Here is an 18,286-nt window from a genome sequence, read left to right as displayed (position 1 = left end):
CAGTTATTCAGTTTCTTAACAGCAGAGTTTACAGCTTTTTTATTCTTTACTGAAATTTCCGGTTGTTTGAAAAACGAAAGCCGGTTTTATCGACCGGCTTTTGTTGTAATACTGTATTCTTCTGGCTATCCAAGACTCATCCTGAAGGCTTCAATAACGGGATTTGCTTTTGCAAAATAAGCTTCATTAATAAACACTTCAACCGCCAGGCCTTTTGCTCCGGCACCGCTCACTTTTGCCGTTTGAACATTGTTTTTAACAATTGTATCCACGCCGGCTTCTTCCAGTTTTGTTTGCAAAGTGAGTGCTAAAGTTTCACTCCCTGAAAACACTTTCATCATTCCCATAATTATATGTATAAATTTTCGTCTTCATCCTCTTCATAATCGTCTACACCGAACAGATACGGTTCGATCATGATTTTATCGGCCAGCACTTCTACTCTTTCGGTCAGATTTTCCGAGAAGAACAAACGCTGTGTTTTTTCAATACTGCTCGACAGGCGCAATACGATGGCATCCATACGCAGTTTGAAAAGTTCATCGGAATCATCAATCACAAACATCTTAATCGTGTTCATGTTGAATCCTGCCGAAGAGAACATGGCATTGATTTTTGTCGGTGTCCCGATAAGAACGTCAATTCCCAGTGAAATGTGGTTTTTATCATAATCGATATCCCCTTTATCATGTGTTCCGAAAACACGAAGGTCATGGTAATTGCCAAACTTTTTAAACAGTTCAACCATTTTCAGCACTTCTTCCTTGTCTTTCACCATGATCAGGGCTCTGGTCGATTCGCCTTCGGCCTTTTCCAGTTTCTGGATAACGGTATAAACAATTGTGGTGGTTTTACCTCCTTTTGACGGCATGATAATTACCGCATCGGCTCCGCTTTTAAGGGTTCCGAAGCAGTCTTTCTGTATTTCATTAGGCGTTTGAATCCCGTTTTCTGACAAGGCTAATGCCAGTTTTTCATTTATCTTTTTTAATTTCATCTGTATAAAGAAAGGAACAGAAGCTTGCGCTGCTGTCTTTTATTTTTTACTACTTATTGCTATTTGCTCGCGAACATTTTCACGTCATTCTCCGATATTTCCGCTCCGCCTAAAATGATTAACCGTTCAATCACATTGCGCAGTTCCCGGATATTTCCGGTCCAGTCATATTCCTGTAACAGTTTTACTGCAGCAGCCGAAAATTTCTTTGCCGTATTTCCCTGTTCGGAAGCAATTTTTTCGGCAAAGTGTTTTACCAGCAACGGGATATCGTCTCTTCTGTCGTTAAGCGCCGGTACTTTAATTAAGATTACCGCCAGACGGTGGTATAAATCTTCTCTAAAGCGTCCTTCTTCAATTTCTTTTTTAAGGTCTTTATTGGTTGCTGCCACAATACGGACATCTACTTTTATGTCTTTATCCGCCCCTACACGGGTAATCATGTTTTCCTGTAAAGCTCTCAGTACTTTTGCCTGGGCTGGAAGGCTCATATCGCCTATTTCATCCAGGAAGATGGTTCCCTTATCGGCCGCTTCAAACTTTCCGGCACGATCCTTTACAGCCGAAGTAAAAGCTCCTTTTACGTGACCGAATAATTCACTTTCGATCAATTCGGACGGAATCGCAGCACAGTTCACTTCTATCAAGGGTGCCGCAGCCCGTTCGCTTTTTTCATGCAGCTGGTGGGCAACCAGTTCTTTTCCGGTTCCGTTAGGTCCGGTTATCAGTACCCGCGCTTCTGTGGGCGCTACTTTGTCAATAATCTCCTTGATGTGGTTAATAGGCTCGCTATTCCCGATCATCTCGTAGTTTTTACTGACTTTTTTCTTTAGTATTTTATTTTCAACAACGAGTTGTTTTCTGTCTAAGGCATTGCGGACCGTATTTAGCAAACGGTTTAAATCGGGCGGTTTGGAAATATAGTCAAACGCTCCCAAACGCATGGTATTAACCGCTGTTTCAAGATCGCCGTGTCCGGAGATCATCACCATCGGAATTTCCGGTTTTATCTTTTTTACCGCTTCCAGCACTTCTTCTCCGTCCATCTTGGGCATCTTGATATCACAAAGTACCAGATCGTAATCTTCATTTTTAATCTTTTCCAATCCCTTAAGTCCGTCTTCCGCTTCTTCAACGATATAGGTATCATTCTCCTCAGACAGTATTTTTGTCAATACTCTCCGGATAGCTGCTTCGTCTTCTATTATTAATATCTTAGGCATTTTATGATTCGTTTTTGAATATTTATCTCTTGCTAAAATAGCAAAAAGCAAAATAAAGTTTGTGAAGTTTATGCTAAACTGCTTTCATCAGGCTTTATTTTGCCGGTTTATAATGGTAACCTCACTCTGCGGAAAAGGAATCGAAATTTTATGTTGCCGAAAAGCCTCTTCTATTTTAAAGCGGATCTCACTCTGAACCCTCGGTGTTCTCATTCCGTTGCCCACATAAAAGAAAACGGAAAAACTGAGGGCAGAATCTCCGAAATCTTCAAAGATCGCAATCACCTCTTTGTCTGTTAAAACGCCTTCGGTTTCTCTCACACAGTCTTCCAGTAATTTTTTAACCAGCCGCACATCACTTCCGTAAGCCACTCCCACCGATACCTGATCCCGGTTTGTACTGTTGTTCTGTGTCCAGTTAAACAGGGTTTCACTCATAAACTTATGATTCGGGATGATCATCACCCTGTCGTTACGGGTTACGGCTCTTGTTGTTCGCAACCGGATTTCCGTTACCTGTCCCACTTTTCCGTCTACTTCAATAATATCGCCAATGTGCAACGACTGGTCCAGGATCATCAGTATTCCGGAAATAATATCCTGAAAAAAGGTTTGCAATGCCAGTCCGATCCCTACAAAAAGCGCCGCCGAAGCAGTTAAAAAGACATTCATGTTCACTCCGGATGAATGGAGTGTAAACATGACTACGAACAGGTAAACGATGTATTTAAAAAACTGGAATACGCTTACAAATTTGTTTTTGTCTTCTGCCGGTATCTTCCGGGTAATTACTTTCAGGATGAATTTTAAAACGACTCCCGTCATCATTAAAGCCACCACCAGGACAATTAAATTCACCACCGAAAAATCGATATTCCTGGTGTCTATTAATTTAAATCCGAGTATGTCTTTTAATTCATCCAACATTCCTTAGTTTAATATTTTAACCATTTGAATAATTCTTTCCAGGTTGGTTTTTTACCGTACATCAGGATTCCCACTCTGTATATTTTTGATGCAAACCACACCACTAACAGGAATGTTCCGAACAGCAATGCTATGGAAAGCACTAATTGCCACCAAGGCACACCAAACGGAATCCGCATCAGCATAACTATTGGTGAGGTTAACGGTATAATGGAGAAAACCGTTGCAACGGTTCCGTGCGGATCGTTCATCACCGTGAAAAAACCAACATAAACCCCTAACATCATCGGCATCAGAATAGGCAGTAAAAATTGCTGCGAATCGGTTTCGCTATCTACTGCAGCACCGATTGCCGCATAAAGGGAGCTGTATAAAAAGTAACCGCCAATAAAGTAGATTACAAAACAGCTTACCAGTGTTCCCAAAGGAAGGTTGAAAATTTCTCTGATATATGCCTGGATCGTTCCACCCATTTCCTGTTGTGCCGCATTCAGCATTTCCGGATCCACAGTTGCCTGCGTACCGGTCTGGATACCAAAGAATGAGGAAACCCCAACCAGCAGGATCACTCCCACTATCGCCCATATTGCAAACTGCAAAATACCGGCCAGCGAATTCCCGATGATTTTACCCATCATCAGCTGGAAAGGTTTTACAGACGATATAATAATTTCGATAATACGGTTTGTTTTTTCTTCAATAACGCTGCGCATTACAAAGTTTCCATAGATGATAATGAACATCATAATCAGGTAACCAAAAGCACCGCCAATAACAACTTTCATGATATTCAGCCATTTAAAACGCTCTTCTCCATTAAAGCTGGTTAAATGGATGTTGGCATTTGTTTTGGCTTTTTCAATTTTATCATAGTCAAAACCCAGCGCTTTCAGGTTTCCTCTTGTCAGCTGATTATCGATAACCTTTTCTACCTCGACAATGAAATCCATATTCGGACTGTCGTCGGAAATGTATTCCACTTTGTTCAGTAATTCTTTCGGATCGGCCACTTTCGGAACGTAGATCATTCCTTCATAATTTTTACTGGCGGTATCCTTAGCGGTTTTCAGCGGCATAGCCGACAGGTCAACGTAGGTTATTTTTTTGGTATTCTTAAAATCCTGTTTTAAAATTCCGGCTTCATCATGAATGGCGATTTTTTTCACTTCATCATCATTCATACTCGCCAGATAGCCAATTAAGAATGACATCCCGACAATTAATAACGGACTCAGGAACGTCATTACAATAAATGACTTATTACGCACTTTGGCGATAAATTCTCTCTTTATAATTAAGGCTAAAACACTCATTATTTCTGACTTACTGTTTGAATAAAAATATCGTTCACACTTGGAATTTTTTCCACAAAATGGGTTACCTGCCCGTTTTGCGTCAGTATGTTTAAAAGCGCATTAGGCGTCTGATTTCCGATTTGCACTTCCAGTTTCAACTCGTCGTTTAACGATTTAAAGTTTGTTTGCTGCAGCGTAAACTGCTGCGTTAGCTCATACATTAAGCGTTCTACATTGTCTGACAATACGCCCACTTCGAAAGAATTGGTTCTGTGTTCTTTTTTAACATCCACCAGTTTGCCTTCAATCAGTTTGTTGGATTTGTGGATCAGCGCAATATCGTCACACATTTCTTCCACGCTTTCCATACGGTGGGTCGAAAAGATAATGGTAGCCCCTTTTTTCTTTAATTCTAATATTTCGTCTTTGATAAGGTTGGCATTTACCGGGTCAAATCCCGAAAACGGTTCATCAAAAATCAACAGTTTTGGCTGGTGCAATACCGTTACCACAAACTGGATTTTTTGTGCCATCCCTTTAGAAAGTTCCTGGATTTTCTTATTCCACCATCCCTGGATCTCTAATTTTTCAAACCAGTATTGCAGCTGTTTTTTCGCTTCTTCTTTTGACAATCCTTTCAATTGCGCCAGGTACAAGGCCTGTTCTCCCACTTTCATGGTTTTATACAGTCCTCTTTCTTCCGGCATATAGCCGATATGCTGTACGTGATGCGGCGACAGTTTTTCACCGTCAAGGATCACCTCTCCGCTATCCGGCAGTGTAATCTGGTTTATAATACGAATCAGGGATGTTTTTCCGGCTCCGTTAGGGCCTAAAAGTCCGTAGATACTTCCTTTGGGTACTTGTAAGGAAACATTATTTAATGCAGTATAATCACCATATTGTTTTACTACATTTTTAACCTCTAAGATTGAACTCATTTGTTAGAATAGATTTTTGTAAAAGTAATAAATTAGACACGCACTGGCTCCAATTGTTACAAAAAACCCACCCTCGATTTTCGCAAGGATGGGAAAAATTGCTATGAAAAAGAATTCACCAGCCTTAACTAGTGATTCTCAAAAGTATAACTTTTATAATCATTATGAAAACATGTCTTTAACTTTTTCAAAAAATGATTTGTCTGATTTCTCAGGATTTGGAATAAAATTCTCGTCATCCACCATCTTTTCAAAGAACTGTTTTTGTTCTTTGTTTAGTGTTTTTGGCGTCCATACGTTAACGTGAACCAGTAAGTCACCGCTTCCGTAGCTGTTTAGGCTTGGTATTCCTTTTCCTTTGAGACGTAATATTTTTCCGGACTGAATTCCTTCTTCCAGTTTGATACGAACTTTACCGTTTACGGCTTCTATATCTTTGGAAGTCCCTAAGGCTGCTTCCGCAAAACTGATATACAGGTCATAATGTAAATTTTCGCCTTCACGCTTTAGTTTTTCGTGCTCTACTTCTTCAATGGCAACAATTAAATCACCCGGTACGCTGTTTGCTCCCGGAGCATCGTTCCCTTTTCCGGCTACTTTTAACTGCATGCCATCCACAACACCTGCCGGGATTTTGATTGATACGGTTTCGTCTTCCAAAATCATTCCCTGAGCATCTGCCTGCGAAGGTTTGCTGTCAATAATCTGACCGGTACCGCTACAGGTATGACACGGAGAAGCAGTTTGCATTCTTCCTAAAATCGTATTGGTAATTTTGGTTACCTGACCCGATCCGTGACAGGTTGGACAGGTTTTATAAGTAACGCCCTGAGCCTGAACTTTTCTTTTTACTTTTACTTTTTTCTCAACACCGTTCGCAATTTCTTCCAAAGTTAATTTTACTTTAATACGCAAATTGCTTCCTTTCATACGACGCTGACCACCGCCACCGCCGAATCCGCCACCGAATCCACTGAATCCGCCGCCAAAAGCGCTTCCGAAAATATCTCCGAACTGGCTGAAAATATCATCCATATTCATGTGGCCGCCGCCAAATCCTCCTGCACCGTCAAAGGCTGCATGACCATACTGGTCATAACGTGCTTTTTTGTCAGGATCACTCAGCACTTCATAAGCTTCGGCTGCTACTTTAAATTTTTCTTCCGCTTCTTTATCTCCCGGATTCTTATCAGGATGATATTCAATAGCTTTTTTACGGTAAGCTTTTTTGATCTGCTCTGCCGTAGCGCTTTTATCTATTCCTAATATTTCGTAAAAATCTTTTTTCATAAACTGATTACGTTCGTAAATATCAAATCACAAAAAGCAAATCACTGTCGGTAGTCCCTCTTTCGGCTTGCTTTTTGTAATTCTATTGCTATTCTTTTATTATTGTCCTACCACTACTTTAGGGAATCGGATAATCTTATCCCCAAGTTTATACCCTTTTTCAATTACATCCACTATTTTACCTTTCAGGTCTTCTGAAGGTGCCGGGATTAATGTAATTGCCTCAGCGAAGTCTGCATTAAAAGCATCACCTGCTTTTACTGCTACTTCCTCAAGTCCTTTAGCAACTAAAGTGGATTTTAATTTTTCATAAATCAAACTCACGCCTTTCATCAGGTTTTCATCACCCAATGTTTTTGCAATTTCCGGCAAGGCTCTGTCAAAATCGTCCACTACCGGCAGCATTGCCTGCAATACTTCCTGATTGGCCGTTTTAAACAATTCCAGGCGTTCTTTTGAAGTACGCTTTTTATAATTTTCAAATTCCGCAAACAATCTCAGGAATTTGTCTTTTTCTTTGGCTACTTCTTCCTGTAACTGCTCCTCAACGGTAAGTTCCGGCTGAGGAATTGCTTGGTTTTCTGAAACATTATCTCCTTGTAATTGCTCTTTTTCTATGTTTTCAGTATTTTCCTGGCTCATATTTTTAAATATTTTCTTGAACATTATGCTATAATCGTGTCATTTTCGGATTGCAAAAGTATTGCCAAATATTTAAAAATGTCAATTTGTCACCTACTATTTTCATTTTCCATTGTTTAAGGCAGTATAACCGGCCGTTTTTTCAGGCCGGATCTGGCGTAATTCCTGCTTCCGGCAGCCTTTATAAAAAATGTAAAAGCGACTCAAAAACGATAAAAAAGTATGCTTTCATAGTATTTTATAAAAGAAATTTAATATAATTTTAAGAAGTTTTCAATTTGATTTCGATAAGTTTGTGGAAACTAAAAAATTATTTTCTATGAAAAAAGGCATTTTAAGTTTATTGGTTTTGGCAACATTATCTGTTGTTTCCTGTAAAAAAGACAAGGCTAATGAAGCAGAAATAAAAGAAACTGTTGAGGCACCGGTAACTTCAAACGAAGCCGTAAAGTTTAATGTTGACGCGAAAGCTTCTACTATAAACTGGGTAGCAACCAAACCAACAGGAAAGCACACCGGAACCATCGCTTTGAAAAATGGTGAATTGTATGCCAAAGACGGCGTTATCGAAACCGGTAAGTTTTTCATCGACATGACTTCCATTACTGTAACCGATTTAAAAGGTGATGACAAAGCATCACTGGAAGGACATTTAAAAGGTCTTGGAAAAGAAAGCGATGTTGATCATTTCTTCAATACAAAAAAATACCCTGAAGGTGTTTTCGAGATTACAAAAGTAACCGACGAAGCCGGCAAGAAAATGATAGAAGGTAACTTAACGTTAAAAGATATTACCAAAAGCGTTAAGTTCCCTGCAACCGTAACGGTTGACGATAAAGGCATCAGCATTGACAGTGATTCTTTTACCATTAACAGAACATTATGGAATGTAAATTATGGCTCTAAATCTGTTTTTGACAATTTAGGTGACAAATTTATCAATGACGATATCGAACTTAAAGTTAGCGTAAAAGCAACAAAATAATTTATTACTTCATCTTACTTACGATTATAATTCCACTAAAGTGCTGAAAATTTCAGCACTTTTTTTGTTTCCGGCTATAACAGATTATCCAGTGCCTTATCCAGGTTTTTGTATTTGAACTGAAAACCATTATCCAAAACTTTCTGCGCACTCACCTTTTGACTTTCAAACAGCAAAAGATGCATTTCACCCAGCAGCAGTTTCATTAACAAACGCGGCGTATTGGGCAGCACGATATCATTTTGAAGGGCTTTTGCTATCGCCTTCATCAATTCGTTATTGGTAACCGGATTGGGCGCCACAGCATTATACACACCGCTCCAGTTGTTCTGAACCGCGAAATAGATCATGTCTGCCAGATCGTGTATATGTATCCAGGAAAAATATTGTTTGCCGGAGCCGAAACCGGAACCGATTCCCATTTTTACCGGCCTTACCATACTGGGTAAAGCACCACCCTGGCCGGACAATACCAGACCGAAACGCAGCTTACAGACCGCAATATCCAGCCTTTTGAATTGCTCTGCCGCTTCTTCCCATTTCAGGACCACATTACCCAGAAAAGTATCGCTCACCGCTTTTTCCTCTTCGCCATATACTGCCGTTAGACTATCCGGGTATATCCCGACAGCCGAAGCACTGATGATCTGTTTAACCTGATTGGGATTGTTTTTAAGTGCCTTATACAGCACATTAGCCGATAGGATCCGGCTTTCGATAATTTCTTCTTTATAGGAGCTTGTCCAGCGTTTGGATATCGAGGCTCCAGCCAGATGGATAATAACATCCACACCCAGCAGGCAGTTTTCATCGATTAGCCCCTGTTCCGGGTTCCAGAAAAACCCCTGATACAACGCTTCTCCTTCAATTTTCTTTTTGGAAGTGGTAAGATAATGAATCGCTACACCGTTTTGTAACAGCAACGAAACCAATTCTTTCCCTACTAAACCGGTAGCTCCTGTAATTAAAACTTTCATATTTCCTCTTTCTTTTTACTGATTATAAAATGATTCGAGCCTGCTTTCAAAACTGCTTCATTCATTTCATTTTCAGCTTTTTATTACAAATTTATATGCAATAAGAATAATATGAAAGCTATTTAAGTTAGGTTTAACTTTATAAAATCAGCAGCAGAATCCTACTTGATTCTCACACTCCATTCAAAATCCATTTCAGAAACCTGATCCCCTTTTTCATCGGTTCCGATCGATTTCATCCAGAAGGTCTGCCCTTCACCGGTAGCAACCGTTTGCTTAATCGCTTCTTCAATTAAATGACCATCATTGCACACAAAAGTTATTCTCCCTTTTGCCTTTTTGGAAAAATTCCCTTTATTATTCGCCACCAGCATGGATATTTTTTTGCCGCTTTGCTGTATCTGGTACATCACCAATGCACCTGTTGTCAATTCGGCCGCCATGGCCTGAACCGCAAAATACATCGAGTTAAAAGGATTCTGGTTAATCCAGCGATGCTTTACCGAAACCAGACAGGAAGCAGCCGAGATCTTTTTAACCCTGACACCACTCCAAAATGCCGATGGTAATTTAAAGAATAAAAAGGTATTTAATTTTGACGGGGTAAATTCCATAGCTGTTGTTTTTTCTATAAAAATACAAAAAATACTATGCAATCATACAAAATTTAAAAATGTTAAATAAAAGTTAAATTAATGTACTATGCATTGCAAGATACTTTCTTTTAGCCATATATTTGCATAAGAAAATAATAGCTAATCAATAGTATTATTTGAAATCATCATCAATCAATCATCCATCATCAATCAAAAAACGAACTATTATGACAACAACTAATGAAAAGAACACCGCTACAATATTACACTTGAGTACTTTAACTCAGTATTTTATTCCGTTTGGCAATTATTTCTTCCCTATTTTAATATGGGCCTTAAAAAAAGACAAATCGGATTTTGTAGACTATAATGGAAAACAAACATTGAATTTCCAATTGAGCATGTTATTATATTCACTGGTTTTATTATTAATTGCTGTTCCGATACTTATTTATGTAGTATTTAAAAATGTATCCTTCAGCAGCTTTGAAAACGGTGACTTTATAATGGATCACATTTCAACCGGGAACATAACCGGGATCGTTATCATCGCAGTAGCAGCGGCGATTTTATTCGGGGTATTAAAAGTAGTGGAATTTTTCCTTGTCATTTATGCCGCTGTAAAAAGCAGCAACGGACAACGCTACCACTACCCGTTAGCCATTAATTTTTTAAAATAAAAATACAATCATCAATCACATCAATCATCAATCAAAAAATGAACAGTTTAATCCAAAAAAAGAAATTCTATGAACATTGAGAACACCAAAGCTCAGATGCGTAAAGGAATTCTGGAGTTTTGCATCCTTTCGGTAATAAAAGAAAAAGATGCCTATACTTCTGAAATTCTGGACACTCTAAAAAACGCAAAACTCTTAGTAGTTGAAGGAACAGTATATCCGTTGCTGACACGATTAAAAAATGACGGTCTTCTTAATTATCGTTGGGAAGAATCCACTTCCGGTCCGCCGAGAAAGTATTACAGTCTGACAGAGGAAGGACAAGAATTTTTAAAAGAATTGAATAATACCTGGACAGAATTATCTGATGCAGTAAACATTATAACTAGCCAAAACTAATAGTCATGAACAAAACAGTAAGTATAAATTTAGGAGGTTTTTTCTTTTATATGGATGAAGACGCCTATCAGAAATTAAACCGCTACTTCGATGCTATTAAGCGCTCGCTTTCTCCGGATGGCAGAGATGAAATCATGAATGACATTGAAAGTAGAGTTGCCGAACTTTTATCTGAAAAACTTTCAAGTGAGAAACAGGTTGTAGGCTTAACCGAAATTGATCAGGTAATCACTGTAATGGGACAACCTGAAGATTACAGAATTGAAGATGACGCTAACGAATCCAATACAACTTATACGACCTATAACAGTACGTCCGGTTCCAAAAAACTATACCGTGACAAAGAAAAAGGATTATTAGGTGGTGTAGCGGCAGGTTTTGGCCACTATTTGGGAATCGATCCGCTTTGGCTGCGAATCCTGTTAATCGTATTGGTTTTCGCCGGATTCGGAACCGGTATCGTTGCCTATATCATTCTATGGATTTTAATCCCGGAAGCCAAAACAACTTCTGAAAAATTAGAAATGACCGGTGAACCGATCACAATCTCGAATATCGAAAAGAAGGTTCGTGAAGGTTTTGGCGAGATTTCCGAAAAAATCAACAATCTGGATCATCAGAAAATAGCCGATAATGCCAAAACCGGAGCCACGAAAGTAGCAACAACCATTGAAGATGTTTTCATGACGATCTTCAGAGTTTTTGCCAAAGTCATTGGCGCTTTCATTGTGCTTTTCTCATTCATGAGTTTAATCGGGGTTGCTATTGCTTCCATAATGATGATCTTTACCGCAACAATGCCCGACGCCCCTTGGTTTAGTTATATGAACGCTTCAAACTATACCGATCTGCCGATGTGGTTTTTAGGCATCCTGATGCTGCTGGCTATTGGTATTCCGCTTTTCTTCTTCTTCTTATTGGGATTAAAGATTTTAGTGAACAATTTGAAATCCATCGGAAGTATTGCGAAATTTACCTTGCTAGGTGTTTGGATCATCTCGATAGTGGTGCTCATCTATATAGGAATCCGTCAGGCAACCGAAGTGGGCTTTGAAGGCAAAGTTGTTCAAAAAGAAAACTTAGCTATTGCTGCAAACGATACCTTAAATATCAAAATGCGTTTTAATGATTATTTCTCTAAAACAGCCGACAGTAATACCGACTTCCGTTTTGTACAGGATTCTGCTCAGAATGATGTGATCTATTCGAACAACATTGAGATCCATATCTTAAAGACTTCGGAAGAACCGTACATGCAGATTGAAAAAATATCGGAAGGAAAATCGCTTTCTGATGCCAGACAAAGAGCTGAAAAAATAAAATATAATTTTGAAAATCAAGGAAATACTTTAATTTTAGATAATTATTTATTAACCGGTATGGCTAATAAATACCGTCACCAGAAAGTCCTTATTTATCTTTATCTTCCGGAAGGTGCCATTATCCACCCTTCAGAAAATGTAGACAATTATCTGGAAAACCATTATTCAAACTATTATTTAAACGAGGACAGTGACCAGTACTATTACAGAATAGAAAAAGAAGAATTAAAATGCCTGAACTGCCCGCCGGAAGAAAACAGCGAGGAATCAGATGAAGAAAACCCGGACAGCACTTCTACCTCAACAACGGTAACCATTAACGGAAAAGGCGTTCAGATCAAAGAAGCTTCTAAAAAAGAAGTGACCAAAAGTGTTGAAGGTGTTGAGATCAAAGACAACAAAATAATTATCAATACAAAATAACGAATAACTACCTGAAAGGACAGCTATCCCGAAACACAATTGCTGCGGATAGCTTTCTTTTCACAAAACAAATCAGGAATACCGGAATGAATCATTAATCAATCAAAAAACAAATGTCATGGTCAAATTAGTCATTCACATCACCAAAGTAATCGTAGCAGCCATAGTTGCTTTACTTTTCAGTTCCTGTAACAACTTCTCCATCAGCGGACTTAACAAAGTTGAAGGCAATGGTAATGTCGTTACTAAAACAAGAAATGTTCCGTCCAATTTCACTGCCATATCTGCCAGCCGCGGATTAGAAGTGATCCTTGAACAGAGTCCGGATACAAAAGTTACGGTAGAAGCAGATGAAAACCTGCAAAGCCACATTAAAACAGAAGTTGTAGACGGCGAATTACGAATAACTTCCGATGCCAATATCAAAAATGAAAAAGCGAAAAAAGTATATGTAAGCCTTCCGAAATTAGATTCTTTTGAAGCTTCAAGCGGTTCTTCCGTGAGCAGTAAAAATGTACTGAAAAATAATGCGATGGCTTTTTCTTCCAGCAGCGGCAGCCGGATTGTCATTAAAGTGGAAGCCGAAACCGTTAGCTGTGAAAGCAGCAGCGGCAGCAGTATTAAAATCAGCGGAAAAGCCTCCCGTTTAGACTCTAATTCTTCCAGCGGAAGCAGTATCGATGCCAAAGCGCTGGCTGTAAAAGATGCCGTAGCCGAATCCTCCAGCGGCAGCAGCATTACGTTAAATACCTCACAGAGTTTAACAGCAGAAGCATCCAGCGGAAGTTCTGTAAACTATATCGGAACTCCCAACAACCTTATCAAAAAATTAAGTTCAGGAGGCAGTATTTCCCAGGAATAAGCCACATCCTAAATAGCTAAAGACATCTCTGCTTCAGGGATGTTTTTTTTTTACCCTTTCCTCAGAATAATTACATTTTCTAAATAAAAAAATACATATTAACTTACATAAGTGTAACAAAAAAGTTAAAATCAAGTCCTATCCTTATACACTCAATCAAAAAACAATATATCATTATGGAATTAGTTATTAAAGATTTAGACAAAAAATACAGCAATGGTGTACATGCCTTAAATAATGTTTCATTAACCATCAAAAAAGGAATGTTCGGATTACTGGGCCCTAACGGTGCCGGGAAATCTTCCTTAATGCGAACACTCGCTACTTTACAGGATGTCGACAGCGGTTCGGTTACCTTAGGCGACATCGACGTACTGAACGACAAACAATCGGTTCGTAAAGTATTGGGCTACCTGCCGCAGGAGTTTGGCGTTTATCCCAGAACTTCCGCTGTAGAATTATTAGATCACCTTGCCCTATTGAAGGGCTTTAGCAATAAATCCGACCGTAAGGAAATCGTTGAACAGTTATTAGTGAACGTAAACCTTTGGGATCACCGCAAAAATGCCGTGAGCAGCTATAGCGGCGGTATGCGCCAGCGTTTTGGAATCGCACAGTGCCTGATCGGTAATCCGCAGCTGGTTATTGTTGATGAACCAACAGCCGGACTGGATCCGGGAGAAAGAAACCGTTTTTACAACATTCTGAGTGAAATTGGAGAAAACACCATCGTTATCCTTTCCACACACATTGTACAGGACGTACGGGAATTGTGTACCCAGATGGCGATCATGAACAAAGGTCAGGTGCTGTTTAGCGGTGATACCGATGATGCCTTATTGGAAATCAGAGGAAAAGTATGGGAACGCAAAATCGCCAAACATACGTTACAGGATTATCAGAATGAGTACAAAGTAATCTCGAACAAATTAGTGGGCGGTCAGCCCCTTATCCACATATTTTCCGAAACAACACCGGGTGACGGTTTTGTTGCAGCCGAAGAGAATCTTGAAGATGTATTTTTTGCAAAATTAAACGAGCTTGTCTAACTGCCTAACCGAAACTAAACAGTAAAATTATGTGGAAATTTATACGATACGAATTAAAATACTGGCTTAAATCGCCAATGACCTGGATCTTTCTTTTTATCAATACACTATTGGTATTTTTTGCCATTGCATCAGACAATGTCAGTATTGGCGGTGGTGTAGGGAATGTTTTAAAGAATTCTCCTTTTGTTATCCAGAACTATTATGCGGTAATGTCTACCATCTGTTTGCTAATGACAACAGCCTTTATGAATGCCACTGCAAACAGGGATTTTCAATACGGCATGCACCAGTTTGTTTTCTCTTCTCCGATTCAGAAAAGGGATTATTATTTTGGAAAATTCATCGGGGCAACCCTTGTTTCCCTTATTCCGATGCTTGGAGTTTCCATCGGGGCTTTATTGGCTCCGCCACTGGCACAGGTATTCGACATGAGTCCGCCGGAACGTTTCGGTGCCATTATCTGGGACGGACACCTTCAGGGTTTATTAGTCTTCGGAATTCCGAATGTTATCATCTCCGGAGTATTGCTATACGGACTGGCTATTATTTTCAGAAGCAATATCATTTCTTTTATAGGCGCCATGCTGATCCTGGTGTTCTACGGGGTTTCACAAGGTTATACCAGAGATATTCAAAAAGAATGGCTGGCAAACATCCTGGATCCGTTTGGTACGCAGCCTTTTGGCATCATGACCAAATACATGACCGTTGCCGAGAAAAACCTGCATGCCATAGGACTTGAAGGCGATGTTTTAATAAACCGCTTGATCTGGCTGGGAATAAGTCTTGCGATACTGTTTGTTATCTATTTCCGTTTTTCATTCAATACCAAAAAGGAAAAACCTAAAAAAGAAAAGGAAAAAACAGCTAATGAGCTGTCAAAATTAAATCCGAGTTTTATCCTTAAAACACCGGAAACATTCCGGTTTTCGATGGGCAGCTTCTGGAAACTGACGGTATTCGAGTTAAAAGCGATCATTAAAAACCCGACTTTTATCATCATTGTTGTAATTGGTCTTGCGAACCTGGTAGCAGGTCTGACGAGCTTTACAAGCCTGTATGGAGTAAAACAATATCCGGTGACCTATGATGTGGTCGATACTATTTCCGGTTCATTCGATATTTTTGTTATCGGTTTTATTACGTTCTATACCGGCGTTTTGGTGTGGAAAGAACGCGATGCCAAAATTAACGAAATACAGGATGCTACTCCTGTAAAAACGGGTTTCCTGTTTTCTTCAAAACTGCTAGCCATCACTCTTTCGCTTGCGCTGGTGCTGTGCTGTACTATTGTTATCGGGATCATTGCCCAAACCTTTCAGGGATATTACAAATACGAACCGGGCGTATATATCAAATCTTTATTAGTCCTGAAATTATCCCGTTTTACCTTTATGATCGTACTGTCCCTTTTCTTCCACTACCTGATTAACAACCGTTATATTGCTTATTTTGCTTTTGTGGCTTTTGTAGTCGTAAACAGTTTTATCTGGGGCCTACTGGAGATTGACAGCAACATGTTATCGTTTGGGGCAACACCGGATATTAAATACTCTGACATGAATGGCTACGGACCTTTTATTCCTTCCATAACATGGTTTCGTATTTACTGGACACTGTTCTGCCTTATTTTATGCTTTGTCATTACTGCTTTTTACATTCGCGGCAAAGAATCACAATTCAAATACCGCTGGAAAAAGGCCAAAGTTTCTTTTAGCGAAAGCAAACTGCCGCTTTCACTAAGCATACTCGCGTTCCTGCTTTGCGGTGGTTTTGTGTATTACAACACCCAGGTCCTGAACACTTACGATTCTTCCAAACAAATGGAAAACAAACAGGTGGCCTACGAAAAGAAATACAAAAAATTCGAACACCTTATCCAGCCGCGTTTTTACAAATTTGATTACAACATCGACCTTATGCCGAAAGAACGCAGCATGTCGGCAAAAGTAGAAGCCTGGGCCAAAAACAAATCGAATACACCAATTAAAGAACTGCATTTTACAATGCCGGAACTAACGGACAGCATTACCATAAGCATTCCGGGAGCGAAATTAAAAGTAAAGGATACCGATTTGAGCTACCGGATTTATACGCTGGAAAAACCATTGGCTCCGAATGATTCGATAAAAATCAGTATTGCGTTATCTAAAATCACCAAAGGTTTTGAAAACGAAGTGAGCTTTACCCAGCTAACGCAAAACGGAACATTCTTTAACAACAGTGATTTCATGCCTACTTTCGGCTACAATAACGGTTATGAAATTTCCGACAAAAACAAGCGTGTCAAACTGAAACTTCCGAAACGCAACAGAATGCCGAAACTAAACGAATCGGATCTGGTTGCCAGAGGCAATACATACATCAGCAACGATTCGGACTGGGTTGAAGTAACCACTACTTTAAGCACCGAACCGGATCAGATTGCCATTGCACCAGGTACCTTATTAAAAAGCTGGGACGCAAACGGCAGAAAATATTTCCGTTACAAACTGGACAAACAGTCTTTAAATTTCTATTCCTTTATTTCTGCCCGATACCAGGTGGCCCGCGAAAAATGGAACGGTATCGATTTAGAAGTTTACTATGACAAGCAACATGCCTATAATGTTCCGAACATGATGAAGAGCATGAAAAAATCACTGGAATACTACACGCAAAACTTTGGTCCGTATTACCACAAACAATGCCGCATCATTGAATTCCCGCGATATGCCAGTTTTGCGCAGGCATTTCCGGGTACGATGCCTTATAGTGAAGGGATTGGTTTTATTGTCGACCTAAGAGAAGTTACCAAAGACGACATTGACCAGGTATTCTATGTAGTTGCACACGAAATGGGACACCAATACTGGGCACACCAGGTTTGTGGAGCTAACATGCAGGGAAGCGAAATGATGAGCGAAGGATTCTCGCAGTATTCGGCTTTAATGGTGATGGAAAAAGAATATGGAAAAGACAAAATGAAGAAATTCCTGAAATATGAAATGGACCGTTATTTAAGCGGCAGAAGTTCCGAATTTGAAGCAGAACGTCCTTTGATGAAAACAGAAAGCCAGCAGTATATCCATTACAACAAAGCCAGTGTGGTGATGTACTACCTAAAGGAAATGGTGGGTGAGCAAAATGTAAATACAGCTTTAGCCAACCTGATTAAATCCTATGCCTATAAAAATCCGCCTTACCCGACTTCCATCAATGCGGTTAACGAATTCCGGAAAGTAACACCGGACAGTTTAAAATACCTGATTAGTGATATGTTTGAAAACATTACTTTATTTTCAAACAGGGTAACCGAAGCAAAGTATAAAAAACTGGGTGCAGAATATGAAGTGACCTTTAAAACGTCTTCCGAGAAATTCCGTTCGGATTCCTTAGGTATCGAAACAAAAATGCCGATAGCCGATTATATCGACGTGGCTGTTTTTGCCAAACCGGAAGGAGAAGCCACCACCGGAAAAGTGCTGGCCTACAAACGCTATAAGATTACCAAAAAGGATAACACCTTCACATTCAAAACAAAAGAAATACCTGCACAGGCCGGTATTGATCCTTACAATTATCTGATAGTCCGTATACCGGATGATAATATCAAATCAGTAACCGAATAACTTCCGAATATCCGTTTCAAAACATTTAGAAACGGATATTTTTTTGCCTAAATTTGCGCTTCAA

At 39.5% G+C, this 18,286-nt stretch carries 17 protein-coding genes; 7 read left to right on the top strand and 10 right to left on the bottom strand.

Annotated elements, in window-relative coordinates:
• Window positions 1–125: 125 nt before the first annotated feature.
• The 8 genes from B3394_RS12780 to B3394_RS12745 form a co-directional block, all read right to left on the bottom strand.
• Entirely contained in the window at window positions 126–347 is a 222-nt protein-coding gene (locus B3394_RS12780; RefSeq protein WP_177732967.1) for a putative signal transducing protein, read from the bottom strand.
• A gap of 2 nt (window positions 348–349) precedes the next feature.
• Window positions 350–997 carry a DEAD/DEAH box helicase gene (locus B3394_RS12775; protein ID WP_273246792.1) on the bottom strand — a complete coding sequence of 216 codons (648 nt, stop codon included), beginning with the start codon at window positions 995–997 and terminating at the stop codon, window positions 350–352.
• A gap of 59 nt (window positions 998–1,056) precedes the next feature.
• Entirely contained in the window at window positions 1,057–2,220 is a 1,164-nt protein-coding gene (locus B3394_RS12770; protein WP_177732963.1) for a sigma-54-dependent transcriptional regulator, read from the bottom strand.
• 87 nt (window positions 2,221–2,307) lie between these two features.
• Complete coding sequence (locus tag B3394_RS12765; protein WP_286924974.1) at window positions 2,308–3,147, bottom strand: mechanosensitive ion channel family protein; 840 nt, start codon at window positions 3,145–3,147, stop codon at window positions 2,308–2,310.
• 8 nt (window positions 3,148–3,155) lie between these two features.
• Window positions 3,156–4,460 carry an ABC transporter permease gene (locus tag B3394_RS12760; RefSeq protein WP_177732959.1) on the bottom strand — a complete coding sequence of 435 codons (1,305 nt, stop codon included), beginning with the start codon at window positions 4,458–4,460 and terminating at the stop codon, window positions 3,156–3,158.
• Window positions 4,460–5,383 (bottom strand): ABC transporter ATP-binding protein, encoded by a 924-nt coding sequence (locus B3394_RS12755; protein ID WP_177732957.1) that lies wholly within the window; start codon window positions 5,381–5,383, stop codon window positions 4,460–4,462. Before B3394_RS12755 ends, B3394_RS12760 begins: the two co-directional genes overlap by 1 nt.
• Window positions 5,384–5,545: 162 nt before the next feature.
• Window positions 5,546–6,673 carry a molecular chaperone DnaJ gene (gene dnaJ, locus B3394_RS12750; protein WP_177732956.1) on the bottom strand — a complete coding sequence of 376 codons (1,128 nt, stop codon included), beginning with the start codon at window positions 6,671–6,673 and terminating at the stop codon, window positions 5,546–5,548.
• A 99-nt stretch (window positions 6,674–6,772) separates the two neighbouring features.
• Complete coding sequence (locus B3394_RS12745) at window positions 6,773–7,315, bottom strand: nucleotide exchange factor GrpE (protein ID WP_394353040.1); 543 nt, start codon at window positions 7,313–7,315, stop codon at window positions 6,773–6,775.
• Between the two features lie 319 nt (window positions 7,316–7,634).
• Here B3394_RS12745 and B3394_RS12740 point away from each other — a divergent pair, with 319 nt between their 5' ends.
• Window positions 7,635–8,300 carry a YceI family protein gene (locus tag B3394_RS12740; protein ID WP_177732952.1) on the top strand — a complete coding sequence of 222 codons (666 nt, stop codon included), beginning with the start codon at window positions 7,635–7,637 and terminating at the stop codon, window positions 8,298–8,300.
• Window positions 8,301–8,374: 74 nt separating this feature from the next.
• Here B3394_RS12740 and B3394_RS12735 read toward each other — a convergent pair whose 3' ends face one another.
• The gene (locus tag B3394_RS12735) at window positions 8,375–9,277 is read right to left on the bottom strand and encodes a TIGR01777 family oxidoreductase (RefSeq protein WP_286924924.1); all 903 of its coding nucleotides are present in this window, start codon (window positions 9,275–9,277) and stop codon (window positions 8,375–8,377) included.
• A gap of 161 nt (window positions 9,278–9,438) precedes the next feature.
• Window positions 9,439–9,891 (bottom strand): DUF4442 domain-containing protein, encoded by a 453-nt coding sequence (locus tag B3394_RS12730; RefSeq protein WP_177732948.1) that lies wholly within the window; start codon window positions 9,889–9,891, stop codon window positions 9,439–9,441.
• A gap of 209 nt (window positions 9,892–10,100) precedes the next feature.
• Here B3394_RS12730 and B3394_RS12725 point away from each other — a divergent pair, with 209 nt between their 5' ends.
• The 6 genes from B3394_RS12725 to B3394_RS12700 all read left to right on the top strand — a co-directional run bounded on the left by B3394_RS12725 (window position 10,101) and on the right by B3394_RS12700 (window position 18,222).
• Window positions 10,101–10,553, top strand: a complete 453-nt coding sequence (locus B3394_RS12725) for a DUF4870 domain-containing protein (protein ID WP_177732946.1) — start codon at window positions 10,101–10,103, stop codon at window positions 10,551–10,553.
• Window positions 10,554–10,622: 69 nt separating this feature from the next.
• Window positions 10,623–10,952: a PadR family transcriptional regulator gene (locus B3394_RS12720; RefSeq protein ID WP_177732944.1), complete on the top strand. Its 330-nt coding sequence runs from the start codon at window positions 10,623–10,625 to the stop codon at window positions 10,950–10,952.
• A gap of 5 nt (window positions 10,953–10,957) precedes the next feature.
• Entirely contained in the window at window positions 10,958–12,697 is a 1,740-nt protein-coding gene (locus tag B3394_RS12715; protein WP_286924919.1) for a PspC domain-containing protein, read from the top strand.
• 118 nt (window positions 12,698–12,815) lie between these two features.
• Window positions 12,816–13,559 carry a head GIN domain-containing protein gene (locus B3394_RS12710; RefSeq protein WP_286924917.1) on the top strand — a complete coding sequence of 248 codons (744 nt, stop codon included), beginning with the start codon at window positions 12,816–12,818 and terminating at the stop codon, window positions 13,557–13,559.
• 176 nt (window positions 13,560–13,735) lie between these two features.
• Window positions 13,736–14,608: an ABC transporter ATP-binding protein gene (locus B3394_RS12705; protein ID WP_177732938.1), complete on the top strand. Its 873-nt coding sequence runs from the start codon at window positions 13,736–13,738 to the stop codon at window positions 14,606–14,608.
• 29 nt (window positions 14,609–14,637) lie between these two features.
• Window positions 14,638–18,222 (top strand): ABC transporter permease/M1 family aminopeptidase, encoded by a 3,585-nt coding sequence (locus B3394_RS12700; RefSeq protein WP_286924915.1) that lies wholly within the window; start codon window positions 14,638–14,640, stop codon window positions 18,220–18,222.
• The last annotated feature ends 64 nt before the right edge of the window (window positions 18,223–18,286 follow it).

Origin of the sequence: Flavobacterium sp. UBA4197 (assembly GCF_002379575.1) — a bacterium.
Lineage (GTDB): Bacteria > Bacteroidota > Bacteroidia > Flavobacteriales > Flavobacteriaceae > Flavobacterium > Flavobacterium inviolabile.
The sequence above is the reverse complement of the archived record's forward strand: the minus strand, read 5'-3'. Positions and strand labels throughout refer to the sequence as shown.